Origin of the sequence: Mycobacterium sp. E183, from assembly GCF_001667735.1 — a bacterium.
In the GTDB taxonomy this organism is placed as follows: Bacteria; Actinomycetota; Actinomycetes; order Mycobacteriales; family Mycobacteriaceae; genus Mycobacterium.
On the sequence record NZ_LZJN01000099.1, the window covers coordinates 1 to 21,895 of the forward strand.

A 21,895-nucleotide genomic window follows, 5' to 3' on the forward strand; every position below is an offset into this window, starting at 1 on the left:
CGTCACGCTGATCGTTACCGACGCGGTCTGGTCGTCGACCAGCCGATAGCCGGCCAGCGTGCCCGTCACGGCGCTGGTGCCCAGCCGTTGGTAGCCGACGACGGCGATCACCAGGCCGGCGGCGACCACCAGCGCGCCGAGGCCGACGATGACCCAGCGCCGTGACGGGCACGCTGGCCGGCTATCGGCTGGTCGACGACCAGACCGCGTCGGTAACGATCAGCGTGACGCGATCCGATCCGTCGCGGCCGGTGGACTGCATCGTGCGGGTCCGGGCCAAGGACGGCAGCGAGACGGGCCGCCGGGAGGTGCTGGTGCCTCCGTCCGAGGCGGCCACGGTGCAGCTGACCACCACGGTGAAGTCCAGCAAACCGCCGGTGATGGCCGACATCTACGGGTGCGGAACCGACGTGCCCGCCTATCTGCGGCCGGCGTGAGCCCCCGGACAACAGCCGAACTGCGAATTTGGGGTCATCAATTGTTTGCGCGGTGGTAACATGGGTGAATGCACGGTTCCTGATGGGACCGTGTATTGCTGCATTAAGGCCGTTAGCACAACGGATCGGCAGCACTCGGGGAGAGAACCCGGATACCTCCGGCGGTGGGGTTTAACAGGCTTACGCGGTTTCGCGGAACGACAACACGAGGAGCACGACGAGATGACGGACACTTCGGTGACGTGGCTGACCCAGGAGTCACATGACCGGCTGAAGGCGGAGCTCGATCAATTGATCGCGAATCGTCCGGTCATCGCCGCGGAGATCAACGACCGCCGGGAAGAAGGCGACCTGCGCGAGAACGGCGGCTACCACGCCGCCCGTGAGGAGCAGGGCCAGCAGGAGGCCCGCATCCGTCAGCTGCAGGACCTGCTCAACAACGCCAAGGTCGGCGAAGCGCCCAAGCAGTCCGGTGTCGCATTGCCCGGTTCGGTGGTGAAGGTCTACTACAACGGCGACAAGTCGGACAGTGAGACCTTCCTGATCGCCACCCGCCAGGAGGGCGTCAACGACGGCAAGCTCGAGGTGTACTCGCCCAACTCACCGCTGGGCGGAGCCCTGATCGACGCCAAGGTGGGCGAGACCCGCAGCTACGTGGTGCCCAACGGCAACACCGTCGAGGTCACGCTCGTCAGCGCGGAGCCGTACCACTCGTAGGCGCCGTCGGGGCGCTGGTCAGCCGAGGGCCTGCTCGAGGTCGGCCAGCAGGTCCGCCTCGTCTTCGATGCCGACCGACAGCCGCACCAGGTCGTCGGGCACTTCCAGTTGGGAACCGGCCGTCGACGCGTGCGTCATGGCGCTGGGGTGCTCGATCAGCGACTCGACCCCCCCGAGCGATTCGGCCAGGATGAACACCTCGGTGCGGGCGCACAGATCCCGCGCGGCCTGCCGGCCGCCCCGCATGCGCACCGACACCATGCCGCCGAACCCGCGCATCTGCCGGGCGGCGACCTCGTGCCCGGGATGGCCCGGCAGGCCGGGATACAGCACGGCGCTCACCGCCGGGTGCCCGGCGAGGTATTCGGCTACGGCCGAGGCGTTTTCGCTGTGCCGCTGCATCCGCAGCACCAAGGTCTTCAGCCCGCGCATGGTCAGGTAGGCGTCGAACGGGCCGGGCACCGCCCCGGCTCCGTTCTGCAGGAACGCGAAAGCCACGTCCAGCTCGGCGTCGTTGGTGATCAGCGCGCCGCCCACCACGTCGGAGTGGCCACCGATGTACTTGGTGGTCGAATGCAGCACCACGTCGGCGCCCAGCGTCAGCGGCTGCTGCAGCGCAGGTGAGGCAAAAGTGTTGTCCACCAACACCTTTGACGAGTACTGCTGACCGACTTCGGCGAGGGCCGCGATGTCGGCGATGGACAGCAGCGGGTTGGTCGGCGTCTCCACCCAGATCAGGCGGGTCTGCGGCGTGATGGCCGCGCGGACGGCGTCGAGGTCGGACAGCGCGACCGGCGTGTAGTGAACGCCCCACTGCGTGAACACCTTGTCGATCAGCCGGAAGGTGCCGCCGTAGGCGTCGTTGGGGATGATCACGTGGTCGCCGGGCCGCAGCATCGCCCGCAGCGCGCAATCGGTGGCGGCCATGCCCGAGGCGAACGCCCGCCCGTGGCCGCCTTCTTCGACCGCCGCGAGCGAGGCCTCCAGCGCGGCGCGCGTCGGGTTTCCGGTGCGCGCGTATTCGAATCCTCCGCGCAGCGTGCCGACGCCGTCCTGGGCGAAGGTGCTGCTGGCGTAGATCGGGGCGTTGACCGCCCCGGTCGCCGGGTCCGGCCGGTAGCCGGCGTGAATCGCTTTGGTGGCGAGTCCGGTGAAGTGTCCGGTGCGGTCGGCGCTCATCGACGATCAGCCTAGGCGACGGCCGCCCCGGCTACCGCGCCCGCACGACTAGCCCGGCAGCTGCTCGGTTCCGTCGGACGGCAGGCAGACGGTCGTCATGATCTTGTCCGCCAGCGTTTGCCGCTTCGAATCCCACAGCGGGAAAAGGAAACCGATGAAGCAGATGATCGCGTCGACGAAGTGCGCCAGGGAACGCACCACCGACATCCCGAAACCGATGGGCTGGCCGGTGACCTCGCTGACCACCTTGAACTTCATCACCGACTTGCCGACGCTCGACCCGGTGGTGCCCTGGCGGTAGCCGTAGTTCCAGATCAGATAGAACAGACCCACCAGCGAGGCCAGCCACTGCGCGGCCAGGCCGATGGTCGAGTTTTGCGTCGCGCAGTACTGGTTGACGGCGTACTGCGTCACGTCGGTGACGCACGCCGTCTGCTGCGTGGCGACGAGGATCCCGGTGCCGATGCCGTGGACGACGGCGTACGGGAGGATGTCGATGACGAACGCCAGGAACCGGCTGAGCCACGGCGTGTAGGACTCCGTCGGCAACGTGCGGATCGCCGGTCCGGGGGGCGGCGGGGCGTACCCACCTGAGGACGGCGGGGGCGGCGGATAGGAGCCGCCACCGGGCGGAGGCGGGGGCGGCGGATAGGAACCGCCGGCCGGTGTCGACGACGCGGGCGGGGTCTGCTGACCGCCGGGTGATCCGGGCGGCGGCGGCGGGTAGTCGCCGCCGGGCGGCGGTTGATCGGTCACGAGCACCCCTTCCACTGCGGACCAGCTGAACCAGGCGGCATTACAGTACCCGAGCGCACAGCGGCCGGGCGAGACATCGTCACGCGCCGGACGGGCGCGTCGTCAGCGTCGCCGCGGCCCGTCCGAAAGGAAGCCGAGCAGGTCATATCGGGTGATCACCCCGACGGGTTTGCCCTCCTCGACCACCATCAACGCATCCCAGTCGCGCAGGGCCTTGCCCGCCGCGCTGACCAACTCCCCCGCGCCGATCATCGGCAGCGGCGGGCTCATGTGCAGCGCGACGGCGTCGGCCAACTTGGCCCGGCCCTCGAAGACGGCCGACAGCAGCTCGCGCTCGGAGACGCTGCCCGCGACCTCGCCGGCCATCACCGGCGGCTCGGCGCCGACCACGGGCATCTGGGACACCTCGTACTCGCGCAGGATGCCGATGGCGTCGCGCACGGTTTCGGACGGATGGGTGTGCACCAGGTCGGGCAGGGCGCCGGACTTGCCGCGCAGCACGTCGCCCACCGTGGACTCCTCGGTGGAACCGTCGAGGCGGCTGCGCAGGAACCCGTACGACGACATCCAGGCGTCGTTGAAGATCTTCGCCATGTAGCCGCGGCCGCCGTCGGGCAGCAGCACGACCACCAGAGCGTCGGGGCCGGCCTCCTCGGCGACCTTCAGCGCGGCCACCACCGCCATCCCGCACGACCCCCCGACCAGCATCGCCTCCTCGCGGGCCAACCGCCGGGTCATGTCGAACGAGTCGGAGTCGGACACCGCGATGATCTGGTCGGGCACGGTCGGGTCGTAGGCGGCGGGCCAGAAGTCCTCGCCCACGCCCTCGACCAGGTAGGGCCGGCCGGTGCCCCCGGAGTACACCGACCCCTCGGGGTCCGCGCCGATGATCCGCACGGCGCCGCCCGACACCTCCTTGAGGTAGCGGCCCGCGCCGGTGATCGTGCCGCCGGTGCCGATGCCGGCGACGAAATGGGTGACCTTGCCGTCGGTGTCCGCCCAGATCTCCGGGCCGGTGCTGGCGTAGTGACTGGCCGGGCCCTCGGGGTTGGCGTACTGGTCGGGCTTCCAGGCGCCGTCGATCTCCCGGGTCAGCCGGTCGGAGACGCTGTAGTAGCTGTCCGGGTGCTCGGGCGGCACGGCCGTCGGGCAGACCACCACCTCGGCGCCGTAGGCGAGCAGCACGTTGCGCTTGTCCTCGCCGACTTTGTCGGGGCAGACGAACACGCACTTGTACCCGCGCTGCTGGGCGACCAGCGCCAGGCCGACGCCGGTGTTGCCGGAGGTGGGTTCGACGATGGTGCCGCCGGGCTTCAGGAGCCCGCTCGCCTCGGCGGCGTCGATCATGCGGACCGCGATCCGGTCCTTCGAGCTGCCCCCGGGGTTGAGGTACTCGACCTTGGCCGCCACGGTGCCGGCGCCCTGGGGGACGACGGAATTCAGGCGCACGAGCGGCGTGCCGCCGATGAGCTCACTGATGTGCTGGGCGATCCGCATGCGTTCATCGTGTCAGGCACGTTCCCGCGGTGCACGACGGCTTCCCCCTGACGCCCGCGGCGTTGCGCTAGCCGGTGGCCTCGCGGATATAGTCGCCGATCTGGCGCAGCGACCGGACCGCCTCGGGGACGATCGGCGCGGCCAACTGGAAGTCGTGAATCTGGCCGGGCCACACCCGCACCTCGGCCGGCACCCCGACCGAGGCCAACCGGCTCGCCGCCAGCCGCGCGTCGTGCAGCAACACCTCGGATCCCGAGACGTGGATCAGCGTCCGCGGCAGGCCGGGCTTGATGTGCTCGATCGGCTCGTAGGTCTCCTCGGGCCGCCCCGCGACCTTGTGCTTGGTGGCCGCGCTGGCGACCAGCTCGGCCAGCGCGTCGAACGCCCGGTGCGAGAACATCGCGTCGGTGTTGATGTTGGGATGGGCCTGCTTGTCTTCCTTCGCCAGCTGCAGCAGCGGCGAGATCATCACCAGCGCCGCGGGCTCCTCGCCCTCCTCCTGGAGGCGTTGCGCCAGCGCGAGCGCCAGGTAGCCGCCGGCGGAGTCGCCTGCCAGCACGATCTGATCCGGCTGATATCCGCGCAGCCGCAACCACTGGTAGCCGTCGTGGCAGTCGTCGAGGGCCATCCCGATCGAGTGCTTGGGCAGCAGCCGGTAGTTGACCACCAAGATCGGCGCGTCGGCGGACTGAGACAACGTCTCGACCAGCCGGCCGTGCGAATTGGCCCCGCACGTCAGGAACGCGCCGCCGTGGAAGTAGACGACCACCCGGCGGGTGCCGTCGGCGGGCAGCACACCGGGCGCGCGCACCAGCTGCGCCGAGGCGTTGGGCAGCTTCACCGTCTCGCGCACGGTGGCCGACACCGGCAGCACCACCCGGGCCGCCAGGTCGATCAGCCCCCAGGGCCAGGGGAAGTTGGGGACGTGGCTACCGACGGACAGCACCGGCCGGATGGTCACCCGCGACGTCAGGTTGGCCAGCCGCGCAGCAACGCTGGGCCCGGACTCGAGGACCTCGACCGGCGCGCCGTCGCTCATCGCGTACCGGCGCGTTTCCGCGCGACGCGCCTTGAGAACTTGATAAGGACGAAGGGCAGTCCGGGGGGAACCGGATACCTGACCGGGTGCGCTCATGCTCAACACTTCCTACGCCGTTGTAGTGCGATACAGCATGTGACGAGGCAGCTAAGCGTCTGGTTCAGCCGCTCATCCAAGGCACTCAGCCAACCCCGCCGACTCAGCTTGACAGGCACTTCTTAAGAGAACATTTAAAAAGTCTGATTCGTTACCAATTTGATTCCTCCCGTGACCACATTGTTCGTCGCCCGACCCCGCAAACATGCAAGCCCATCTAAAATAGGTTGCGTGACCATGCGGGTGCCCCGTCGTTCGGCGATCGCCCTGGCCACCGCAGGCGCCCTCGCCTCGACAGGAACTGCCTATCTGGGTGCGCGCAACCTGCTCGTCGGTCAGGCGACGCACGCGCGCACCGTCATCCCCAAGTCATGGGACATCCCGCCGCGCGCCGACGGGGTGTACACCCGCGGCGGCGGGCCGGTGGAGCGTTGGCACCGCGGCATGCCCGTCGACCTGCATTTGATGATCTTCGGCGATTCCACCGCCGCCGGGTACGGGTGCGTGAGCCCCGAGGAGGTGCCGGGGGTCCGGATCGCCCGGGGCCTCGCCGAGCAGACCGGCAAGCGGATCCGGCTGAGCACAAAGGCCATCGTCGGCGCCACGTCGAAGGGGGTGTGCGGCCAGGTGGATGCGATGTTCGTGGCCGGGGCGCCGCCGGACGCGGCGGTGATCATGGTGGGCGCCAACGACGTGACGGCCCTCAACGGCGTGAGCCAGTCGGCGCAGCGGCTGGGGCTCAGCGTTCGCAAGCTCCGCGCCCGCGGCGCGGTGGTGGTCGCCGGCACCTGTCCCGACCTGGGTGTCATCACCGCCATCCCGCAACCGCTTCGGTCGCTGGCGCACGAGCGCTGCTCGCAGCTCGCGCGCGCCCAGGCCGCGGCGGTCCGGGCCGCGGGCGGCATGCCGGTACCGCTCGGGCAGTTGCTGACACCCCAATTCCGGTCGACGCCGCACGTGATGTTCTCCCCCGACGGCTTCCACCCGTCCGCCCCGGCGTACGCGATCGCGGCCGACGCGCTGCTGCGCGCGCTGTGCGAGGCGCTGGGCGAGGAGGTCGACATCCCGCCGCTGGAATTGGCGGCGTCGACGACCCCGCCGGTGCTCGGACAGCGGCACACCCGAACCAGCGTGATGTCGCGGCTGTGGCGTCGCCCGGCGCCGGGACCCGCCCCGTCCTCGTGCCCACCGGTTGGCAACGACTAGATTTGTCCTAGTCCGTCGGCGTCCAGTCAACGGTTTGTGAAGCGAGCTCGCCGGAATCCGGAAGGGATTTGAAGGGAACCGTCATGCCTGAAGCCGTTATTGTCTCCGCCGCCCGCTCGCCGATCGGCCGCGCGATGAAGGGGTCGCTGGTCTCCATGCGACCCGACGACCTGGCCGCCCAGATGGTGCGCGCGGCGCTGGACAAGGTGCCCGCGCTCAACCCCCACCAGATCGACGACCTGATCCTGGGCTGCGGCCTGCCCGGCGGCGAGTCCGGCTTCAACATGGCGCGGGTGGTCGCCGTCGAGCTCGGCTATGACTTCCTGCCCGGCACCACCGTCAACCGGTACTGCTCCTCGTCGCTGCAGACCACCCGGATGGCGTTCCACGCCATCAAGGCCGGCGAGGGCGACGCGTTCATCTCGGCCGGCGTGGAGACCGTGTCCCGGTTCGGCAAGGGCAACTCCGACTCATGGCCGGACACCAAGAACCCGTTGTTCGACGAGGCCCAGGAGCGCACCGCCGCCGCGGCGGGCGGCGCCGACGAATGGCACGACCCGCGGGCCGACGGGAACGTGCCCGACGTCTACATCGCGATGGGTCAGACCGCCGAGAACGTCGCCATCCTCACCGGCGTCAGCCGGGAGGAGCAGGACCGCTGGGGCGTGCGCAGCCAGAACCGCGCCGAGGAAGCGATCAAGAGTGGGTTCTTCGAGCGCGAGATCGTTCCGGTGACCCTGCCCGACGGCACCACCGTCAGCACCGACGACGGCCCCCGTCCCGGTACCACGTATGAGAAGGTCAGCGAGCTCAAGCCGGTGTTCCGGCCCAACGGCACCGTGACGGCGGGCAACGCCTGCCCGCTGAACGACGGCGCCGCCGCGCTGGTGATCACCAGCGACACCAAGGCCAAGGAACTCGGCCTGACCCCGCTGGCGCGCATCGTGTCCACCGGCGTCAGCGGCCTGTCGCCGGAGATCATGGGGCTGGGTCCGATCGAGGCGTCCAAGAAGGCGCTGGCGCGGGCGGGCATGTCGATCAACGACATCGACCTCTACGAGATCAACGAGGCCTTCGCGGTCCAGGTGCTGGGCTCGGCCCGCGAGCTGGGCATGGACGAGGACAAGCTGAACGTGTCCGGCGGGGCGATCGCACTGGGCCACCCCTTCGGCATGACCGGCGCGCGGATCGCGACCACGTTGATCAACAACCTGCAGACGCACGACAAGACGTTCGGCCTGGAGACCATGTGTGTCGGTGGCGGCCAGGGCATGGCGATGATCATCGAGCGGCTCAGCTGACCGCTCTTCAGGTCAAGCGTGCGCCCAGGGCGGCGACACGCCGGGAAGGCCCGCCATGAGCGCACGCTCGGCGGCGTCAGTTCACATTCGACGCCCGGCACGAAAAGACCGGCACGCCTTTGGCGTGCCGGTCTTTTCGTCGACGAGGGTTAGTCGTTCTGCAGATAACTGAGCAGACGCAGGATCTCGATGTACAGCCAGACCAGCGTCACGGTCAGACCCAGCGCGATGCCCCAGGCCGCCTTGTCCGGCGCCCCGGCGCGCACCATCTGGTCGGCCGCGTCGAAGTCGATCAGGAAGCTGAACGCCGCGATCCCGATGCACACCAGCGAGAAGATGATGGCGATCGGTCCGCCGCTGCGCAGGCCCAGGCCGGTACCGCCGCCGACGTGGAACATCGCGAGCACGAAATTGCCGAGCATCAGGAACAGCACGCCGAACATCGCGGCGACCAGCATCCGGGTGAACTTGGGCGTGACCCGGATGGCCCCCGTCTTGTAGACGACGAGCATGCCGAAGAACACCCCGAAGGTGCCCAGGACGGCCTCCCCGATCAACGCGCCGGCATTGGCGTGCGAGACGGAGAAGTTGGCGAACACGAACGAGATGGCGCCCAGGAAGAGCCCCTCGAGCACGGCGTAGCTGAGCACGATGGCCGGGCTGTCCTGCTTGCGGCCGAACGTCGCGACCAGCACCAGCCCCAGGCCGCCCAGCGCGCCGATCATTGTCAGCGGCATCGCCAGCGCCAGGTTGGACGCCACCAGGAAGTAGGAGACCACGGCGGACACCGCCAGCACGGCCAGCGTGATGCCGGTCTTGGTGACGACGTCGTCGATGGTCAGCGGACGCGAAGCCCTGGCCTCCTGGTACGGAGCTGGGTAGGGCGCCGCGTAGGGGTCGGCTCCATAGCCGTAGCCCTGCATCGGGGGCGCGCCCGTGCCGAATTGCGCGTATCCGCCCTGCTGCTTGGGCAGCGAACGAAATACCGGGTTGCTTGTCTCCCGCACCGTCGGATCCTCTCTATTGGCTTCGAGCTGTGCGAACACAATCTCAACGAGCAGCGTGCCGTCCGGGTTCCCAGCCGAACTGGGCATTTTCCGGCGCCCAGAGCCTTTGCTGCTGGCGTCGGGTTAAAGATAACCCTTACCCGCGGGTAGGGCGCCGGTCGTCACGATCTAGATTTTTCGTCGAGGGTGACCCGGCGATGGGAGGTTTGGGCGTGACCGACGAATCCGACGAGGTTCTCACCCGCATCGACGGCGACGTCGGTCTGATCACGCTCAACCGCCCCAAGGCCATCAACTCGCTCAATCAGCAGATGGTGGACGCGCTCGGCGCGATCCTCACCGACTGGGCCGACGACGACGCGGTGCGCGCGGTCGTGCTCTCCGGCGCCGGTGAGCGCGGGTTGTGCGCCGGCGGCGACGTGGTCTCCATTTATCAAAGCGCGCGCAAGGACGGCGTCGAGGCGCGGCGGTTCTGGCGCGACGAGTATCTGCTCAACGCCCAGATCGCCGACTTCTCCAAGCCATACGTGGCGCTGATGGACGGCATCGTGATGGGCGGCGGCGTCGGCGTCAGCGCACACGCGAACATCCGCGTGGTGACCGACACCTCGAAGGTCGCGATGCCCGAGGTCGGCATCGGCTTCGTTCCCGACGTGGGTGGGGCGTTCCTGCTGTCGAGGGCGCCCGGCGGGCTGGGGCTGCACGCGGCGCTGACCGGGGCGCCGTTTTCCGGCGCCGACGCCATCGCCATGGGGTTCGCGGACCACTACGTGCCCCACCCGGATCTCGAGGCGTTCACCCGGTCGATCGTCGCCGATGGGGTGCAGGGCGCCCTGGTCAAGCACGCCGTCGAGCCGCCACCGAGCGAGCTTGCGGCCCAACGTCATTGGATCGACGATTGCTATGCGGCTGAGACGGTCGAAGAGATCGTCGCCAATCTGCGCGGACACGGCGGCCCGGCCGCGGAGGCGGCCGACCTGATCTCCACCCGCTCGCCGATCTCGTTGTCGGTGACGCTGGAGGCCGTTCGGCGCGCCGCCAAACTCGAGACGGTGAAAGACGTTCTGGTTCAGGACTATCGGGTGTCGTCGGCGTCGCTGCGGTCGCACGACCTGGTGGAAGGCATCCGGGCGCAGCTGATCGACAAAGACCGCAACCCGAAGTGGTCGCCGGCGACGCTGGGCGCGGTGACCGCCGCCGACGTCGAGGCGTATTTCACCCCGGTCGACGACGACTTGAGTTTCTAGAAAGGCGATTTGGATGACAGACCCCACCTCCAAGAGCTACGAAACCATCCTGGTCGAACGCGACGGGCGCGTCGGCACCATCACCCTGAACCGGCCCAAGGCGCTCAACGCGCTGAACACCCAGGTGATGAACGAAGTCACCAGCGCCGCAGCGGAACTCGACAACGACCCCGGCATCGGGGCGATCATCATCACCGGTTCGGCCAAGGCGTTCGCCGCCGGTGCCGACATCAAGGAAATGGCCGCCCTGACGTTCGCCGACGCGTTCGGCGCCGACTTCTTCGCCCCCTGGGCCAAACTCGCCGCCGTGCGCACCCCGACGATCGCCGCGGTCGCCGGGCATGCGCTGGGCGGCGGCTGCGAGCTCGCCATGATGTGCGACGTGTTGATCGCCGCCGACACGGCGAAGTTCGGCCAGCCCGAGATCAAACTCGGGGTGCTGCCCGGCATGGGCGGTTCGCAGCGCCTGACCCGCGCCATCGGCAAGGCCAAGGCCATGGACCTCATCCTGACCGGGCGCACCATCGACGCCGCCGAAGCCGAACGCAGCGGCCTGGTTTCGCGCGTGGTGCCGGCCGACGACCTGCTCGACGAGGCCAAGGCCGTCGCCACCACCATTTCGCAGATGTCACGCTCGGCGACCCGGATGGCCAAGGAGGCCGTCAACCGCGCGTTCGAATCCACCTTGTCCGAGGGACTTCTCTACGAACGTCGGCTCTTCCACTCCACCTTCGCGACCGACGACCAGTCCGAGGGAATGACGGCGTTCATCGAGAAGCGCGCTCCCAACTTCACCCACCGGTAGGCCTGCGATGACCGAGCCGGGTTCTGCGACGACCGCGCCGGAAGACGAGGCCGAGCCGGCAGCCGAACCGGAAGCCGGTCCGGCGACTCGCCGGCTACGGTGGAGCCAAAAGCCCTGGTGGGTGCGCCATTACACGTTCACCGGCACCACCGTCGGGCTGATCTTCATCTGGTTCTCCATGACGCCGTCGCTGCTGCCGCGTGGCGCGCTGTTCCAGGGCCTGGTCAGCGGGATCTCCGGCGCCATCGGCTACGGGCTGGGCGTCTTCGCCGTGTGGCTGGTCCGCTACATGCGCGCCAAGGACCACAGTCCCCCGCCGCCGCGGTGGGCGTGGATGGTCCTGATCCCGATCGGCGCGCTCGGAATGGTGTTGATGGCCATCTGGTTTCACGTCTGGCAGGACAACGTGCGTGACCTGATGGGCGTCGCACACCTGCAGTGGTACGACTACCCGGTCGCCGCGGGCCTGTCGATCGTGGTGCTGTTCACCTTGGTCGAAATCGGCCAGTTCATCCGGTGGCTGGTCCGCTTCCTGGTGGGTGAGGTCGACCGCATCGCGCCGTTTCGGCTGTCGGCGACCATCGTGGTGGCGTTGCTCGTGGTGCTCACCATCACCCTCCTCAACGGCGTGGTGCTCAAGTTCGCCATGCGCACCATGAACAACACCTTCGCGTCGGCGAACAACGAGATGAACCCCGACACGGCGCCGCCCAAGACGCCGCTGCGTTCCGGCGGGCCCGAGTCGCTGGTGTCATGGGAATCCCTTGGGCACCAAGGCCGCATCTTCGTCGAAGCCGGGCCCAGAGTCGACCAGCTCGCCGCCTTCAACGGCGCGCCGGCCACCGAACCGATCCGGGCCTACGCGGGACTGAACTCCGCGGACGGCATCACGGCGACCGCCGAGCTCGCCGCCCGCGAGCTGCAGCGCACCGGCGGGCTGCAACGTGCCGTCGTCGCCGTAGCGACAACCACCGGCACCGGCTGGATCAACGAGGCCGAAGCCGACGCGCTCGAGTACATGTACAACGGCAACACCGCGATCGTCAGCATGCAGTATTCGTTCCTGCCGAGCTGGCTGTCCTTCCTGGTGGACAAGGAGAACGCCCGCCACGCCGGGCAGGCGTTGTTCGAGGCCGTCGACCGACTCATCCGCCAGATGCCCGAGGCGCAACGCCCCAAGCTCGTCGTGTTCGGCGAGAGCCTGGGATCGTTCGGCGGCGAGGCGCCGTTCATGAGCCTCAACAACGTCCTCGCCCGCACCGACGGCGCGCTGTTCAGCGGACCGACATTCCAGAACACCATTTGGACCGACCTGACGTCGACGCGCGACGCCGGCTCCCCGGAGTGGCTGCCGATTTACAACGACGGCAAGAACGTCCGATTCGTCGCTCGCCCAACCAACTTGGGCCGCCCGAACTCGCCGTGGGACCACCCGCGGGTGGTCTATCTACAGCACGCCTCAGATCCGATCGCCTGGTGGTCACCCGACCTGCTGTTCAGCGAACCGGACTGGCTGCGGGAGCGGCGGGGCTATGACGTGCTGCCCGAGACGCGCTGGATCCCGGTGGTGACGTTCCTACAGGTTTCGGCGGACATGGCGGTGGCGGTCGACGTGCCCGAGGGACACGGCCACCACTACGTCGCCGACGCTGCCGACGGCTGGGCCGCCGTGCTGTCACCGCCCGGCTGGTCGCAGGAGAAGACCGACAAGCTGCGGCCGCTGCTGCATTCGGACGCGACCTCCACCGGCTAGAGCCAGCGGCGACCCGGCGTGCCGGAGTTGGCGAGCAGCCCCGGGCCGGCGTCCACCGGCGCGGCACCGGAAAGCTGTTCCAGCACACCCGAACCCGCGAGGGCGTGATACCCGCCGATGACGTCGGTGGCGCGGTGCAGGCCGATGTCGAGCAGCGCGGCGGCAGCGAGGCTCGAGGTATAACCCTCCGAGCAGACGATCACCCATTCGACGTCGTCGCCGACCGCCTCGGGCAGCCTGGCGTCGCTGGTGGGGTCGCAGCGCCACTCCAAGACGTTGCGCTCGATCACCAGCGCACCGGGGATCTCACCCTCGCGGAACCGCTGGGCCTGCGGACGGATGTCGACGAGCACCGCCCCGCGCCGCAGCGCGTCGGGCACTTCGGCGGCGGGAAGGCGACGGAAACGGCGCCGGGCGGATCTCAACACAACGTCGATGCGGCTCATCAGGGTCCCTCCGGTTGATCGGTCAGCTCGGTGCGCTGGCGGCGCAGGCGATTACGGCCGGTGACCTCGTAGTAGGACATCGCGGTCAGGGGCGGCGAATAGGCGTGCACGCTGAGCGACGGACGCACCGCCCCGCCTCCGGCGCCCGCGAAGCCCGAGACAGCCACCGCGACGGGCCGGGGGGCCCACACCACGTCGTGCACCCAGCCCAGCGGGAACCCGGCCTGGTCGCCGGCGTCCAGCCGCCGCTGCCGCAGGGCGCGGCCGTCCCAGCGGAATTCGTTGAGCGAGCCGGACACCACGGTCAGCGCGCCCAGCGATCCGCCGTGGTCGTGCAGTTCGGTGTGATGGCCGGGCACCCAGCTGATCAGCCAGACGTCCAGCTCCTCGTCACCGTGGATGCGGGTGAACCAGCGCCGCGTCTCCGGTATCCCGCCCGGGGGCAGCAGGTGGTCGCAACGCCCGCTCAGCACGTCGTCGGCGGCCTGGTCGGTGGCGTGCATGAGGTCGGGCACCCGCAGGCGGGTCGGTCCCGACGATGGGGACGAGACGTGGCGCGGGCGTAACGCAGCCGGGGCGGCGAGGGGCACAGACATCGGGGAGCTCCAGAGAAAACGGATCGGACGGGCGGCGGCGTGTTACGGCCGACAACACTCGCAAAATCCGAAGCGCTCCATCACGGCCGCCAGTGTTGCATAGATTGGGAGGGTGCGCCGGTGCGCTCGTCGACCCCTGCTGTGCGGCACGCTCGCCGTGGCGGCCGGTTTGTTGGCCGTAACGGGATGCTCCGCTGACCACCCCAGCGGCAGGCCCGCGTCCTCGTCGACGCGTCCGGCCGGCATTCCCAGTGGCCCCGGGGCGGCGCCCCCGGGCGCCGTCGGGCTCTCGCCGGGGGGCGTGACGACCAGGGTCGACGTGCCCGCGGATTCGACCGAGGAAGAGTATTACCAGGCCTGTCACGCCGCGAAAGTGTGGATGGATGCCCAGCCCAGGACCGGTCAGTCGCTGTTCGAGCCCTACTTGGCGATGCTGCAGGCCGCGCCGTCGGGCACCCCGGGCAGCTGGAACGCCCGGTGGGCGGACCTGACGCCGGCCCGACAGGCGGCCGTGCTCACCGCCGCGCGCGCAGCCGCCAACGACGAATGCGGCTAGCGCTTTTTCAACCCCCGGCAATTGAATTCACGGCTAGAAGAAACTGCCGACCCGGCCGGTGCGGCCGGGCGCCGCCGCGCAAAATGAAGGGATGCCGGACGAACCCGCCGCAGCGGTTGCGCGCCGATCGTCACCGACCCGGGTGGCGTTGGCGCTGGGCAGTGGCGGGGCGCGCGGCTACGCCCACATCGGGGTGATCGAGGCGCTGCGCGCCCGCGAGTACGAGATCGTGGGGATCGCGGGCTCGTCGATGGGCGCGCTGGTCGGCGGCCTCGAGGCGGCCGGGCGCCGCGACGAGTTCGCCGACTGGGCGAAGTCCCTCACGCAGCGCACCATCCTGCGGCTGCTGGACTTCTCGATCAGCGCGGCGGGGGTGATGCGCGCCGAGAAGATCCTCGACGCGGTACGTGACATCCTCGGCCCGGTCGCCATCGAGCAGCTGCCCATCCCCTTCACCGCGGTGGCCACCGACCTGGTGGCCGGCAAGTCGGTGTGGTTTCAGCGCGGGCCGGTCGACACCGCGATCCGCGCCTCCATCGCCATCCCCGGCGTGATCGCCCCGCACGAGGTCGACGGGCGTCTGCTGGCCGACGGGGGCATCCTGGACCCGCTGCCGATGGCGCCGCTTTCGGCGGTCAACGCCGACGTGACCATCGCGGTGAGCCTGTCCGGCAGCGAGGCGATCGCCAACCGCGACGCGGAGTCGGGAGTCACCGCCGAATGGCTGAACCGCATGGTGCGCAGCACCTCGGCGCTGCTCGACACCACGGCCGCCCGCTCGCTGCTCGACCGGCCGACCGCGCGGGCCGTTCTCGGCAGGTTCGGCGGGTCCACCGCCGACGCGGAAAGCTGGCCGGACGACCCGGACGTCGAGGAGAACGCGGCCGAGGACGAGGTGGCCGGTGAATTGGCCGGCGCCGCACCGGATATCCCGAAACTGGGCAGCTTCGAGGTGATGAACCGCACGATCGACATCGCCCAGGCCGCGCTGGCGCGCCATACGCTGGCCGTCTACCCGCCCGACTTGCTGATCGAAGTTCCGCGCTCGATCTGCCGGGGCCTGGAGTTCCACCGGGCGGCGGAGGTGATCGCCGTCGGGCGTGCGCTGGCGGATGAGGCGTTGGACGCCTTCGAAAACGACCGCGCCGCGCCGCCCCCGATCGAGGACTGAAACCGCTCTGCCGCAACGGGTTAGGCCCCGAGGAAGCGCGCGACGGCTTCGGCTTCGCGGCGGCCCTGCTCGCGGCCGGCCAGCGCCGACGCGACGCGGCAGGCGGGATCCAACGGATTGGGCCCAAACGCCGCCAGCGAGCCGGAGTCGGCGAACACCGCGACCGTCGCGCCGCTGAAGGCGGAGATTTCCGCGGCCGGGCCGGCGCCGAACGGCGACGGCGTGTCCGCACCCGAGGGCACCAGCACCACCGCCGCGCCGCAATCGGCGGCCACACCGAGGTTGACCGAGCTGGCCACCCCGCCGTCCATGTAGCGCCGGCCGGCGATCGCCACCGGCGGCCAGGCCCCGGGCACCGCGCAACTGGCCGCGACCGCGTCGACGAGGTCGACGCCGGACTCGCGATCGAAAACGGCCAATTCGCCGGTGTCAACGTCGATTGCGGTGATCCGCAGCGCCCGGTCGGGCCAGTCGTGGGATGGCAAGCGCTGCGCGATGACCCGCCGGCGCACCGGCGGTGCAACGGTTTCGGTCGCGAGTGCCACGGCGCCGATCCGCTGCATCTGCTGCCGGGTCCGGTCCGACGGGTCGGAATAGGGCTCGGCCAAGGCGCTGAGGAACATTTTGGTGATCGTTTCGACGTCGACCCCGGAATCGATCTCGGCGGACACCTCGGCGACCTGCCGGTCGAACAGCTCATCGAGCGGGGCGCCACTCCCGATTTGCGCGGCGACCGTCGACCCCGCGGAGGTGCCCACCAGAACGTCGGAATCCAGTAGCAGCCCGGCCGCAGCCGGTGACTTGTCGGCGATACCGCGCAAAATGCCTGTCTCCCAGGCGATTCCCGCTATCCCCCCACCGGCCAGGACTAGGGCTCGTCTGGTTGTCACGCCCACCCACTCTGCCAGGCCGCCGTCGGCTAGCGCGGGGCGCCCGGCAACGCGTGTTGCGCCTCCTGGACCGGTGCGCTCAGCTCCGCCCGGCGCAGCAGGTGTGCGGGCGGGCTGGGCAGGATCAGCCGGCGGTCGACACGCAGCGTGGCGTCCACGTGGACCAGCTCGCCCGGCTCGAGCAGGCGCCAGCGGGGGTCGTCATCCATGCGTTCGGTGGCGAACACCACCGACGATCGGGTGCACAGATGTTCCGAGCGCGCATGAATGCGGTTGGTGCGCATGTCGAATGCCGGGGCCTGGATGGCGGCATCGTCGGAGCGGTCCAGGATGTAGAGCTCGTGCGTGTCGGGGTAGCGCAGCGCCCACATGTCGGTGGCCGTGCTCAGCAGCACGTTCACCGCATAGATCGGCGCGTTGGCCGCGAGCCACCTCATGGCATCGGTCAGGCCCGCGGTGACGTCGCCGTCGAGCGCTCGGATCGAGGCGGTGATCGATGCGAATACCCGCTCGGAGTCGGTGTCGCCGAGAACCAGATCCCCGGGCCCGACCTCGCGCAGCCGGTCGTCGAGAACGTCGAGCCCCTCGACCACGCCGTTGTGCGCGAAGATCCGGCCGTCCTGCAGGAACGGGTGGGTGTTGCGGACGTCGAGGGAACCGGTCGTCGCGTAACGCACGTGCGCGATGAACGTGGTGCCGGTCAGGTCATGGGCCTCGGTAGCGAACGCCGCGTCCTCCCAGGCCGCCATGGGCTGCTTGTCCAGCTGCGGCCGGCCGCGCTCGTCGAAGACGCCCACGCCCGTGCCGTCCGGGTTTCTCCTGCTCTGTTCGGCGAGGCTGTCGGGGGCGTCCAACAACCAGAACGTCGCGGTGCAAACGTCCGTCCCGGCGTGGAGCCCGAATAGTCGGCACATGTTCTCGACGGTACCGAGCGCCAGCCGGCGGGCTCAGTCGCGGGCCTCGACCACCCAATAGCCGTGCTCGGCGTAGCGCGCGCGGATCGCCTTCTTGTCGTACTTGCCCACACTGGTGCGCGGAATCTCCTCGACGAACGCCCACCTCTCGGGCAGCCACCAACGAGCCACCTTCTCCGCGAGGAACTTTCGCAGGTCCTCGGCGCTGACCGTCGCGCCTTCCTTGGCCACCACGACCGCCAGCGGCCGTTCCTGCCAACGCTCGTCGGGCACGCCGACCACCGCTGCCTCCACCACATGCGGGTGCCCGATCAAGCTGTTCTCCAGCTCGACCGAGGAGATCCACTCGCCGCCGGACTTGATGACGTCCTTGGCCCGGTCGGTCAGGGTGACGAAACCGCGCTCGTCGATCCGCCCCACGTCACCCGTGCGCAACCAACCGGAATCGAACTTCGAGTCGTCGGCCGTCAGGTAGTAGGAGCCGGCGATCCACGGGCCGCGGACTTCCACCTCGCCCACGGCCTCGCCGTCGTTGGGCAGCACCTGGCCGTCGTCGTCGACGATCCGCATCTCGACCCCGCAGACCGGTTGCCCCTGGGTGGCGCGGTACGTCCAGTGCTGATCCTCGGGGGTGCCCGGCGGCGGCCATGCCATGGTGGCCATCGGCGAGGTTTCCGTCATGCCCCACAGCTGCCGGATCTGCACGCCGTGCTTCTCCTCGAACGTGCGCATCAACGACAGCGGAACGGCCGATCCCCCACAGACCACCAACCGCAGCGACGACATGTCGTGGTCCGGTTCGTCCTCCAGGCGATGCAACACGTCGTTCCAGATGGTGGGCACAGCACCGGCGACGGTCGGTCGCTCGTGTTCCACCATGCCGATCAGCGACCGCGCGTCCAGATGGCAGTCGGGCAACACCAGGTCGGCGCCGGCCATCAGCGCCGCATAAGGCAGGCCCCACGCGTTGGCGTGGAACATCGGCACGATCGGCAGCACGCTGTCGACCGAACCCACGCCGATGCCGTTGGTGCTGCAGGCCGCCATGGTGTGCAGGTAGCTCGAACGATGGCTGTACACCACGCCTTTGGGGTTGCCGGTGGTGCCGCTGGTGTAGCACATGGCGGCCGCGGACTGCTCGTCGATGTCGGGCCAGTCGAACTCGGTGGACTCGCCAGCGAGCACGTCGGCGTACCGCAGCACGGTCTTGCCCGAACCCTCGAACGGCGCGGTGTCACCCTCCCCGACGACGATCGCGGTGTGCACGGTCTTGAGGTCGCCCAGCACCGGCGCGAGCAGCTTGGCCAGCGACGCGTCGACCAGCACCACCTGGTCTTCGGCCTCGTTGGCGACGTAGACGATCTGCTCGGCGAAGAGGCGGATGTTGAGGGTGTGCAGCACGGCGCCCATCGACGGCACCGCCAGGTAGGTCGCCAGGTGTTCGGCGTTGTTCCACATGAACGTCGCCACCCGTTGATCCCCGGTGACGCCGAGGCGGCGCAGTCCGTTCGCCAGCCGCGCGGCGTCCCGGCCCAGTTCCCGGTAGCTGGTTCGCCGGTAGCCGTCGCCGGTGGCGGTGGCAACCGTGCGAGCGCCGTGCACGCCGCAGCCGTGCCGCATGATCGCGGTGATCGTCAACGGAAAGTCCTGCATGGTGCTGTCCATTGAGGTACCGCCCTTGGATCTCGGCGCAGCGGCGACCGATGTCAACCCTCGGGATGCGGGGTGGCCGGGTGCCGCGCCGGAGGCGAGGGGCCGCCGGCAGCCTCCACCCTAAGCCCGAGTTCGGCGCCGGCGTCGGCAATCACCCTAAGCCAGTACGGGTTCCCGCTGCGCCGGCGCGAGCAGCCCGGTGGTCGACTCGTCGGCCGGCCCCGCGGCGATCGGCGCCACCGTGACCGCGCCGGAGTAGTCGCCGATGTAGAGGTACCTGCCATCCGGGCTTTCCACCACGCAGGACGGGTCCTTGACCGCCGTGATCTCACCGATGACGTCGTGGGTGCGCGTGCAGACCACCGCGACATGGTCGTCGCCGACCAGATAGGCACGGCGGCCGTCGCGGCTGAGCGCGAGGCGGGTCAGCGGACCGGCGACCTCGCTGAGCTTGCGCGTGCCGGTGATCTTGCGGGTGCGGATGTCGATGACATCGAGCACAGCGCCCACAATGGGGCCGCAGCTGGCTACGTAGGCCGTACCGCCGTCGTCGCTCAGTGCGACGTCACGGATGGGTAACCCGAGCTCGTAGGCGCCGGCGATGTGCAAGCGCCGAGTGTCGACTTCGACCAGTTGGCCGCCCGACGGGCCGTTGGTGGCGACGTAGAGGTGACGCCCGTCCGGGCCGATGCGGACACAGTCCACGGTGGTCCCCGGTGCGGTGGCGAGGTCGATCACCTCGAAGTCGTCGGTGGTGGTGTCCAGGACCGTGACGTCGGCTCCGCAGACGCCGTTCCGGCCGGCGTAGACGAACCTGCCGTCGGCACTCACGGCAAGGTCGCTCACGGTGTTGGCCAGCGGATGCGTCGCCACCCACGCGTTGGTGACCAGGTCGACGACGTCGACGGAGTCGTACGCCGTGGTGGCCGTGCTGACATAGGCGCGCGGGTTGGTCCCACCGCTGAGGGCGATGGTGGAGGGCTCGCCGAGGCCGGTGACGGTCTGCACCACCCGGCGCGCATCGGTGTCGACGATCGAGACCGATGCGCGGGCGTGGTTGGCGACTATCAGCCGGCTGCCGTCGGGGCTTACGCAGGCATCGCTGATCGGACCGTATCGCACCGGAATCCGGACCACCGAGCCCTCGTCGAGTCGGAAGTTTGGCTCTTCTCGGTCGTCCGGGAAGGCCTTGCGGCCGTTCACACCGCTCACGTTGCACCGCCTTTGCTGGTCGTCGGCGCGGAGGCAAAATCGTCGGAAATTGCGCGACAATTAGGTCTCCGGACCCAGGAGGATCTCAGCACCGAAAGGCACTGACCCGACTGGTTTTTCGATCTTACCGGCCAAAATTCGCGTCGAAGAGCGCCAAATTCCCCGACGTTAGCTACGTCACTCCCCGCGCTCAGGTTCTGCTCAGGCTCGCAATAACGCTGTACCGCAGTCGCTTACCCTCAGCGAAAGAGACGCAAACGCGCATCCGGCGGATTTCGCTTTAGCCGCTAACGCGCCCGGTCAGCGCCCCAGCATTGTCCAAGTTAAGAAATTCTCAGGCTCAATCCCGCGAAGAGGGAAAGATCACACCTTATCGACTAGCTGAATTGGGTTCTGGGCCGGGGCAAGGCGGCACCGTCGACGACGATATCGAGCTTTTCGTTGTAAAAGGCCACCAGACCGGCGATCTGGCCGACCGCGGGCAACGGGTAGTGATAGGTCCAGGCCAGGTCCGGATGCAGCGCACCGCCGGAGCGCACCGACCAGTATCCCGACGTCACCCCTTTGTACGGACACAGCGTCTGTGTCGCGCTCGATTCCAGATGCTCAAAAGAGATATCGGTGGGGTCGATGTAATACCTTGTCGGTAAACCGGTTTCAAAGAGCAGGACGGGAGACCTGGTGTCGGCCAGCACAATTCCATCCAGCTCGACACGGACATGCCGATGCGACCGCAGCGCGTCCACGCGCGAATAGGGGTTCCGCGGGTGGCCGTAGATCGGCTCGTCTTCCTCGAACCAGCGCAACGAATTCCATTCGAATCGCACGGTCCCGGCCACCGGGCCGTCGCCGTCGGCGTCGAACACCCGCGCGGCGGACGGATCAGTGCGACCGGAGCCCTCCAGGGCGTACAGCCGCGATGCGCCGAATTGCACCTTCTGCGAATGGTTCTCGTCACGCAGGAACTCCGGGCGGACATCGGCCAGCGGTATGTAGTACTGCGGGTAGTACGGAACCTCCCACACGTAGAGCGCCGCGGTGGTGTCGAAGACCAACGCGTCTGAAAGATAGCCCCGCACCCGGCGCGGTGCAGGCTCGACCCTGCCGCGCGCGACGGCCATTTCGGGGTAATCACGCTCGACGGTCATGTCTGATCCTTGGCGGCCAGCCCGGCCGGCGCGTGGGCGATCGCCCTACGGATGGCATCGGCGAGCGCCAGGGCGCTCTCCTCGGTGAGCTCCAGCGCCACCCGCGCCGACGGCCCGAGCTCCGGATTGATCACGTCGATGTTGACCGTGTGGCCGTAGGGGGCGTGCACGGGGTGATCGACATACACCGTCGCGCGGCTGGCGCCGAACCACCCCGTGGCGCCCTTGCCGCTGCCGTCGATTCCGACGTGTTCGGTGAGATAGGTGCA

At 69.1% G+C, this 21,895-nt stretch carries 22 protein-coding genes and 1 pseudogene; 9 read left to right on the forward strand and 14 right to left on the reverse strand.

All coding sequences use genetic code 11. The annotated features are described in order from the left end of the window. Positions 1-129, reverse strand: a 129-nt coding sequence (locus tag A5691_RS27940) for a DUF4307 domain-containing protein (RefSeq protein WP_369830455.1), incomplete at its 3' end; no start/stop codon positions are given. Between the two features lie 26 nt (positions 130-155). Between A5691_RS27940 and A5691_RS09880 the strand changes: the two are divergent. Both A5691_RS09880 and greA read left to right on the forward strand, forming a co-directional pair. Continuing rightward, positions 156-437 (forward strand): annotated as a pseudogene (locus A5691_RS09880) (DUF4307 domain-containing protein); the annotation flags it as partial. Positions 438-659: 222 nt separating this feature from the next. Further along, positions 660-1,154 (forward strand): transcription elongation factor GreA, encoded by a 495-nt coding sequence (gene greA, locus A5691_RS09885; RefSeq protein WP_065442111.1) that lies wholly within the window; start codon positions 660-662, stop codon positions 1,152-1,154. 18 nt (positions 1,155-1,172) lie between these two features. Here the strand turns inward: greA and A5691_RS09890 are convergent, their stop codons facing one another. The 4 genes from A5691_RS09890 to A5691_RS09905 form a co-directional block, all read right to left on the reverse strand. Next, on the reverse strand, positions 1,173-2,333 hold the full coding sequence (locus A5691_RS09890; protein WP_067779904.1) for a cystathionine gamma-synthase: 1,161 nt from the start codon (positions 2,331-2,333) through the stop codon (positions 1,173-1,175). A gap of 48 nt (positions 2,334-2,381) precedes the next feature. Further along, entirely contained in the window at positions 2,382-3,089 is a 708-nt protein-coding gene (locus A5691_RS09895) for an RDD family protein (protein ID WP_067889224.1), read from the reverse strand. A gap of 102 nt (positions 3,090-3,191) precedes the next feature. Further along, a complete protein-coding gene (locus A5691_RS09900; RefSeq protein WP_067759260.1) occupies positions 3,192-4,586 on the reverse strand; it encodes a cystathionine beta-synthase in 1,395 nt (464 codons plus the stop codon). Positions 4,587-4,653: 67 nt separating this feature from the next. Beyond that, complete coding sequence (locus A5691_RS09905) at positions 4,654-5,721, reverse strand: alpha/beta hydrolase (protein WP_067779907.1); 1,068 nt, start codon at positions 5,719-5,721, stop codon at positions 4,654-4,656. 243 nt (positions 5,722-5,964) lie between these two features. Here A5691_RS09905 and A5691_RS09910 point away from each other — a divergent pair, with 243 nt between their 5' ends. Together A5691_RS09910 and A5691_RS09915 are read left to right on the forward strand one after the other, a co-directional pair. Next, positions 5,965-6,927: an SGNH/GDSL hydrolase family protein gene (locus tag A5691_RS09910; protein ID WP_156675571.1), complete on the forward strand. Its 963-nt coding sequence runs from the start codon at positions 5,965-5,967 to the stop codon at positions 6,925-6,927. Between the two features lie 83 nt (positions 6,928-7,010). Continuing rightward, a complete protein-coding gene (locus tag A5691_RS09915) occupies positions 7,011-8,228 on the forward strand; it encodes an acetyl-CoA C-acetyltransferase (RefSeq protein WP_068016039.1) in 1,218 nt (405 codons plus the stop codon). A 149-nt stretch (positions 8,229-8,377) separates the two neighbouring features. On the opposite strand, the gene A5691_RS09920 is transcribed toward A5691_RS09915, so the two are convergent. After that, complete coding sequence (locus A5691_RS09920; RefSeq protein ID WP_067759335.1) at positions 8,378-9,235, reverse strand: Bax inhibitor-1/YccA family protein; 858 nt, start codon at positions 9,233-9,235, stop codon at positions 8,378-8,380. Between the two features lie 212 nt (positions 9,236-9,447). On the opposite strand from A5691_RS09920, the gene A5691_RS09925 reads away from it, so the two are divergent. The 3 genes from A5691_RS09925 to A5691_RS09935 are packed head-to-tail and all read left to right on the forward strand — an operon-like array spanning position 9,448 to position 13,040. Beyond that, positions 9,448-10,482, forward strand: a complete 1,035-nt coding sequence (locus A5691_RS09925; RefSeq protein ID WP_067783182.1) for an enoyl-CoA hydratase/isomerase family protein — start codon at positions 9,448-9,450, stop codon at positions 10,480-10,482. A 13-nt stretch (positions 10,483-10,495) separates the two neighbouring features. After that, the gene (locus A5691_RS09930; RefSeq protein WP_067759274.1) at positions 10,496-11,287 is read left to right on the forward strand and encodes an enoyl-CoA hydratase; all 792 of its coding nucleotides are present in this window, start codon (positions 10,496-10,498) and stop codon (positions 11,285-11,287) included. 7 nt (positions 11,288-11,294) lie between these two features. Continuing rightward, positions 11,295-13,040 carry an alpha/beta-hydrolase family protein gene (locus A5691_RS09935; protein WP_067759277.1) on the forward strand — a complete coding sequence of 582 codons (1,746 nt, stop codon included), beginning with the start codon at positions 11,295-11,297 and terminating at the stop codon, positions 13,038-13,040. Here A5691_RS09935 and A5691_RS09940 read toward each other — a convergent pair. Beyond that, positions 13,037-13,486, reverse strand: coding sequence for a rhodanese-like domain-containing protein (locus tag A5691_RS09940; protein ID WP_067759280.1), 450 nt, complete (start codon positions 13,484-13,486; stop codon positions 13,037-13,039). The genes A5691_RS09935 and A5691_RS09940 overlap by 4 nt on opposite strands. Further along, entirely contained in the window at positions 13,486-14,082 is a 597-nt protein-coding gene (locus tag A5691_RS09945; protein WP_067759283.1) for a cysteine dioxygenase, read from the reverse strand. Before A5691_RS09945 ends, A5691_RS09940 begins: the two co-directional genes overlap by 1 nt. 112 nt (positions 14,083-14,194) lie before the next feature. On the opposite strand from A5691_RS09945, the gene A5691_RS09950 reads away from it, so the two are divergent. After that, the gene (locus tag A5691_RS09950) at positions 14,195-14,638 is read left to right on the forward strand and encodes a lipoprotein LpqV (RefSeq protein ID WP_067783185.1); all 444 of its coding nucleotides are present in this window, start codon (positions 14,195-14,197) and stop codon (positions 14,636-14,638) included. Between the two features lie 91 nt (positions 14,639-14,729). Then, a complete protein-coding gene (locus A5691_RS09955; RefSeq protein WP_156670218.1) occupies positions 14,730-15,809 on the forward strand; it encodes a patatin-like phospholipase family protein in 1,080 nt (359 codons plus the stop codon). A gap of 20 nt (positions 15,810-15,829) precedes the next feature. Here the strand turns inward: A5691_RS09955 and A5691_RS09960 are convergent, their stop codons facing one another. The 6 genes from A5691_RS09960 to A5691_RS28325 all read right to left on the reverse strand — a co-directional run. Next, a complete protein-coding gene (locus A5691_RS09960) occupies positions 15,830-16,699 on the reverse strand; it encodes a patatin-like phospholipase family protein (protein ID WP_068266552.1) in 870 nt (289 codons plus the stop codon). Positions 16,700-16,728: 29 nt separating this feature from the next. Continuing rightward, positions 16,729-17,613, reverse strand: a complete 885-nt coding sequence (locus tag A5691_RS09965; RefSeq protein ID WP_068016033.1) for a class II glutamine amidotransferase — start codon at positions 17,611-17,613, stop codon at positions 16,729-16,731. 33 nt (positions 17,614-17,646) lie between these two features. Further along, positions 17,647-19,278: a long-chain fatty acid--CoA ligase gene (locus A5691_RS09970; RefSeq protein ID WP_067783191.1), complete on the reverse strand. Its 1,632-nt coding sequence runs from the start codon at positions 19,276-19,278 to the stop codon at positions 17,647-17,649. A gap of 144 nt (positions 19,279-19,422) precedes the next feature. Further along, positions 19,423-20,478 (reverse strand): WD40 repeat domain-containing protein, encoded by a 1,056-nt coding sequence (locus A5691_RS09975; protein ID WP_068016030.1) that lies wholly within the window; start codon positions 20,476-20,478, stop codon positions 19,423-19,425. Positions 20,479-20,855: 377 nt separating this feature from the next. Further along, positions 20,856-21,626 carry a DUF427 domain-containing protein gene (locus A5691_RS09980; RefSeq protein WP_067783196.1) on the reverse strand — a complete coding sequence of 257 codons (771 nt, stop codon included), beginning with the start codon at positions 21,624-21,626 and terminating at the stop codon, positions 20,856-20,858. Further along, positions 21,623-21,895: DUF6295 family protein (locus A5691_RS28325; protein ID WP_067783199.1), on the reverse strand; the 273-nt coding region annotated here is incomplete at its 5' end. The genes A5691_RS09980 and A5691_RS28325, both read right to left, overlap by 4 nt.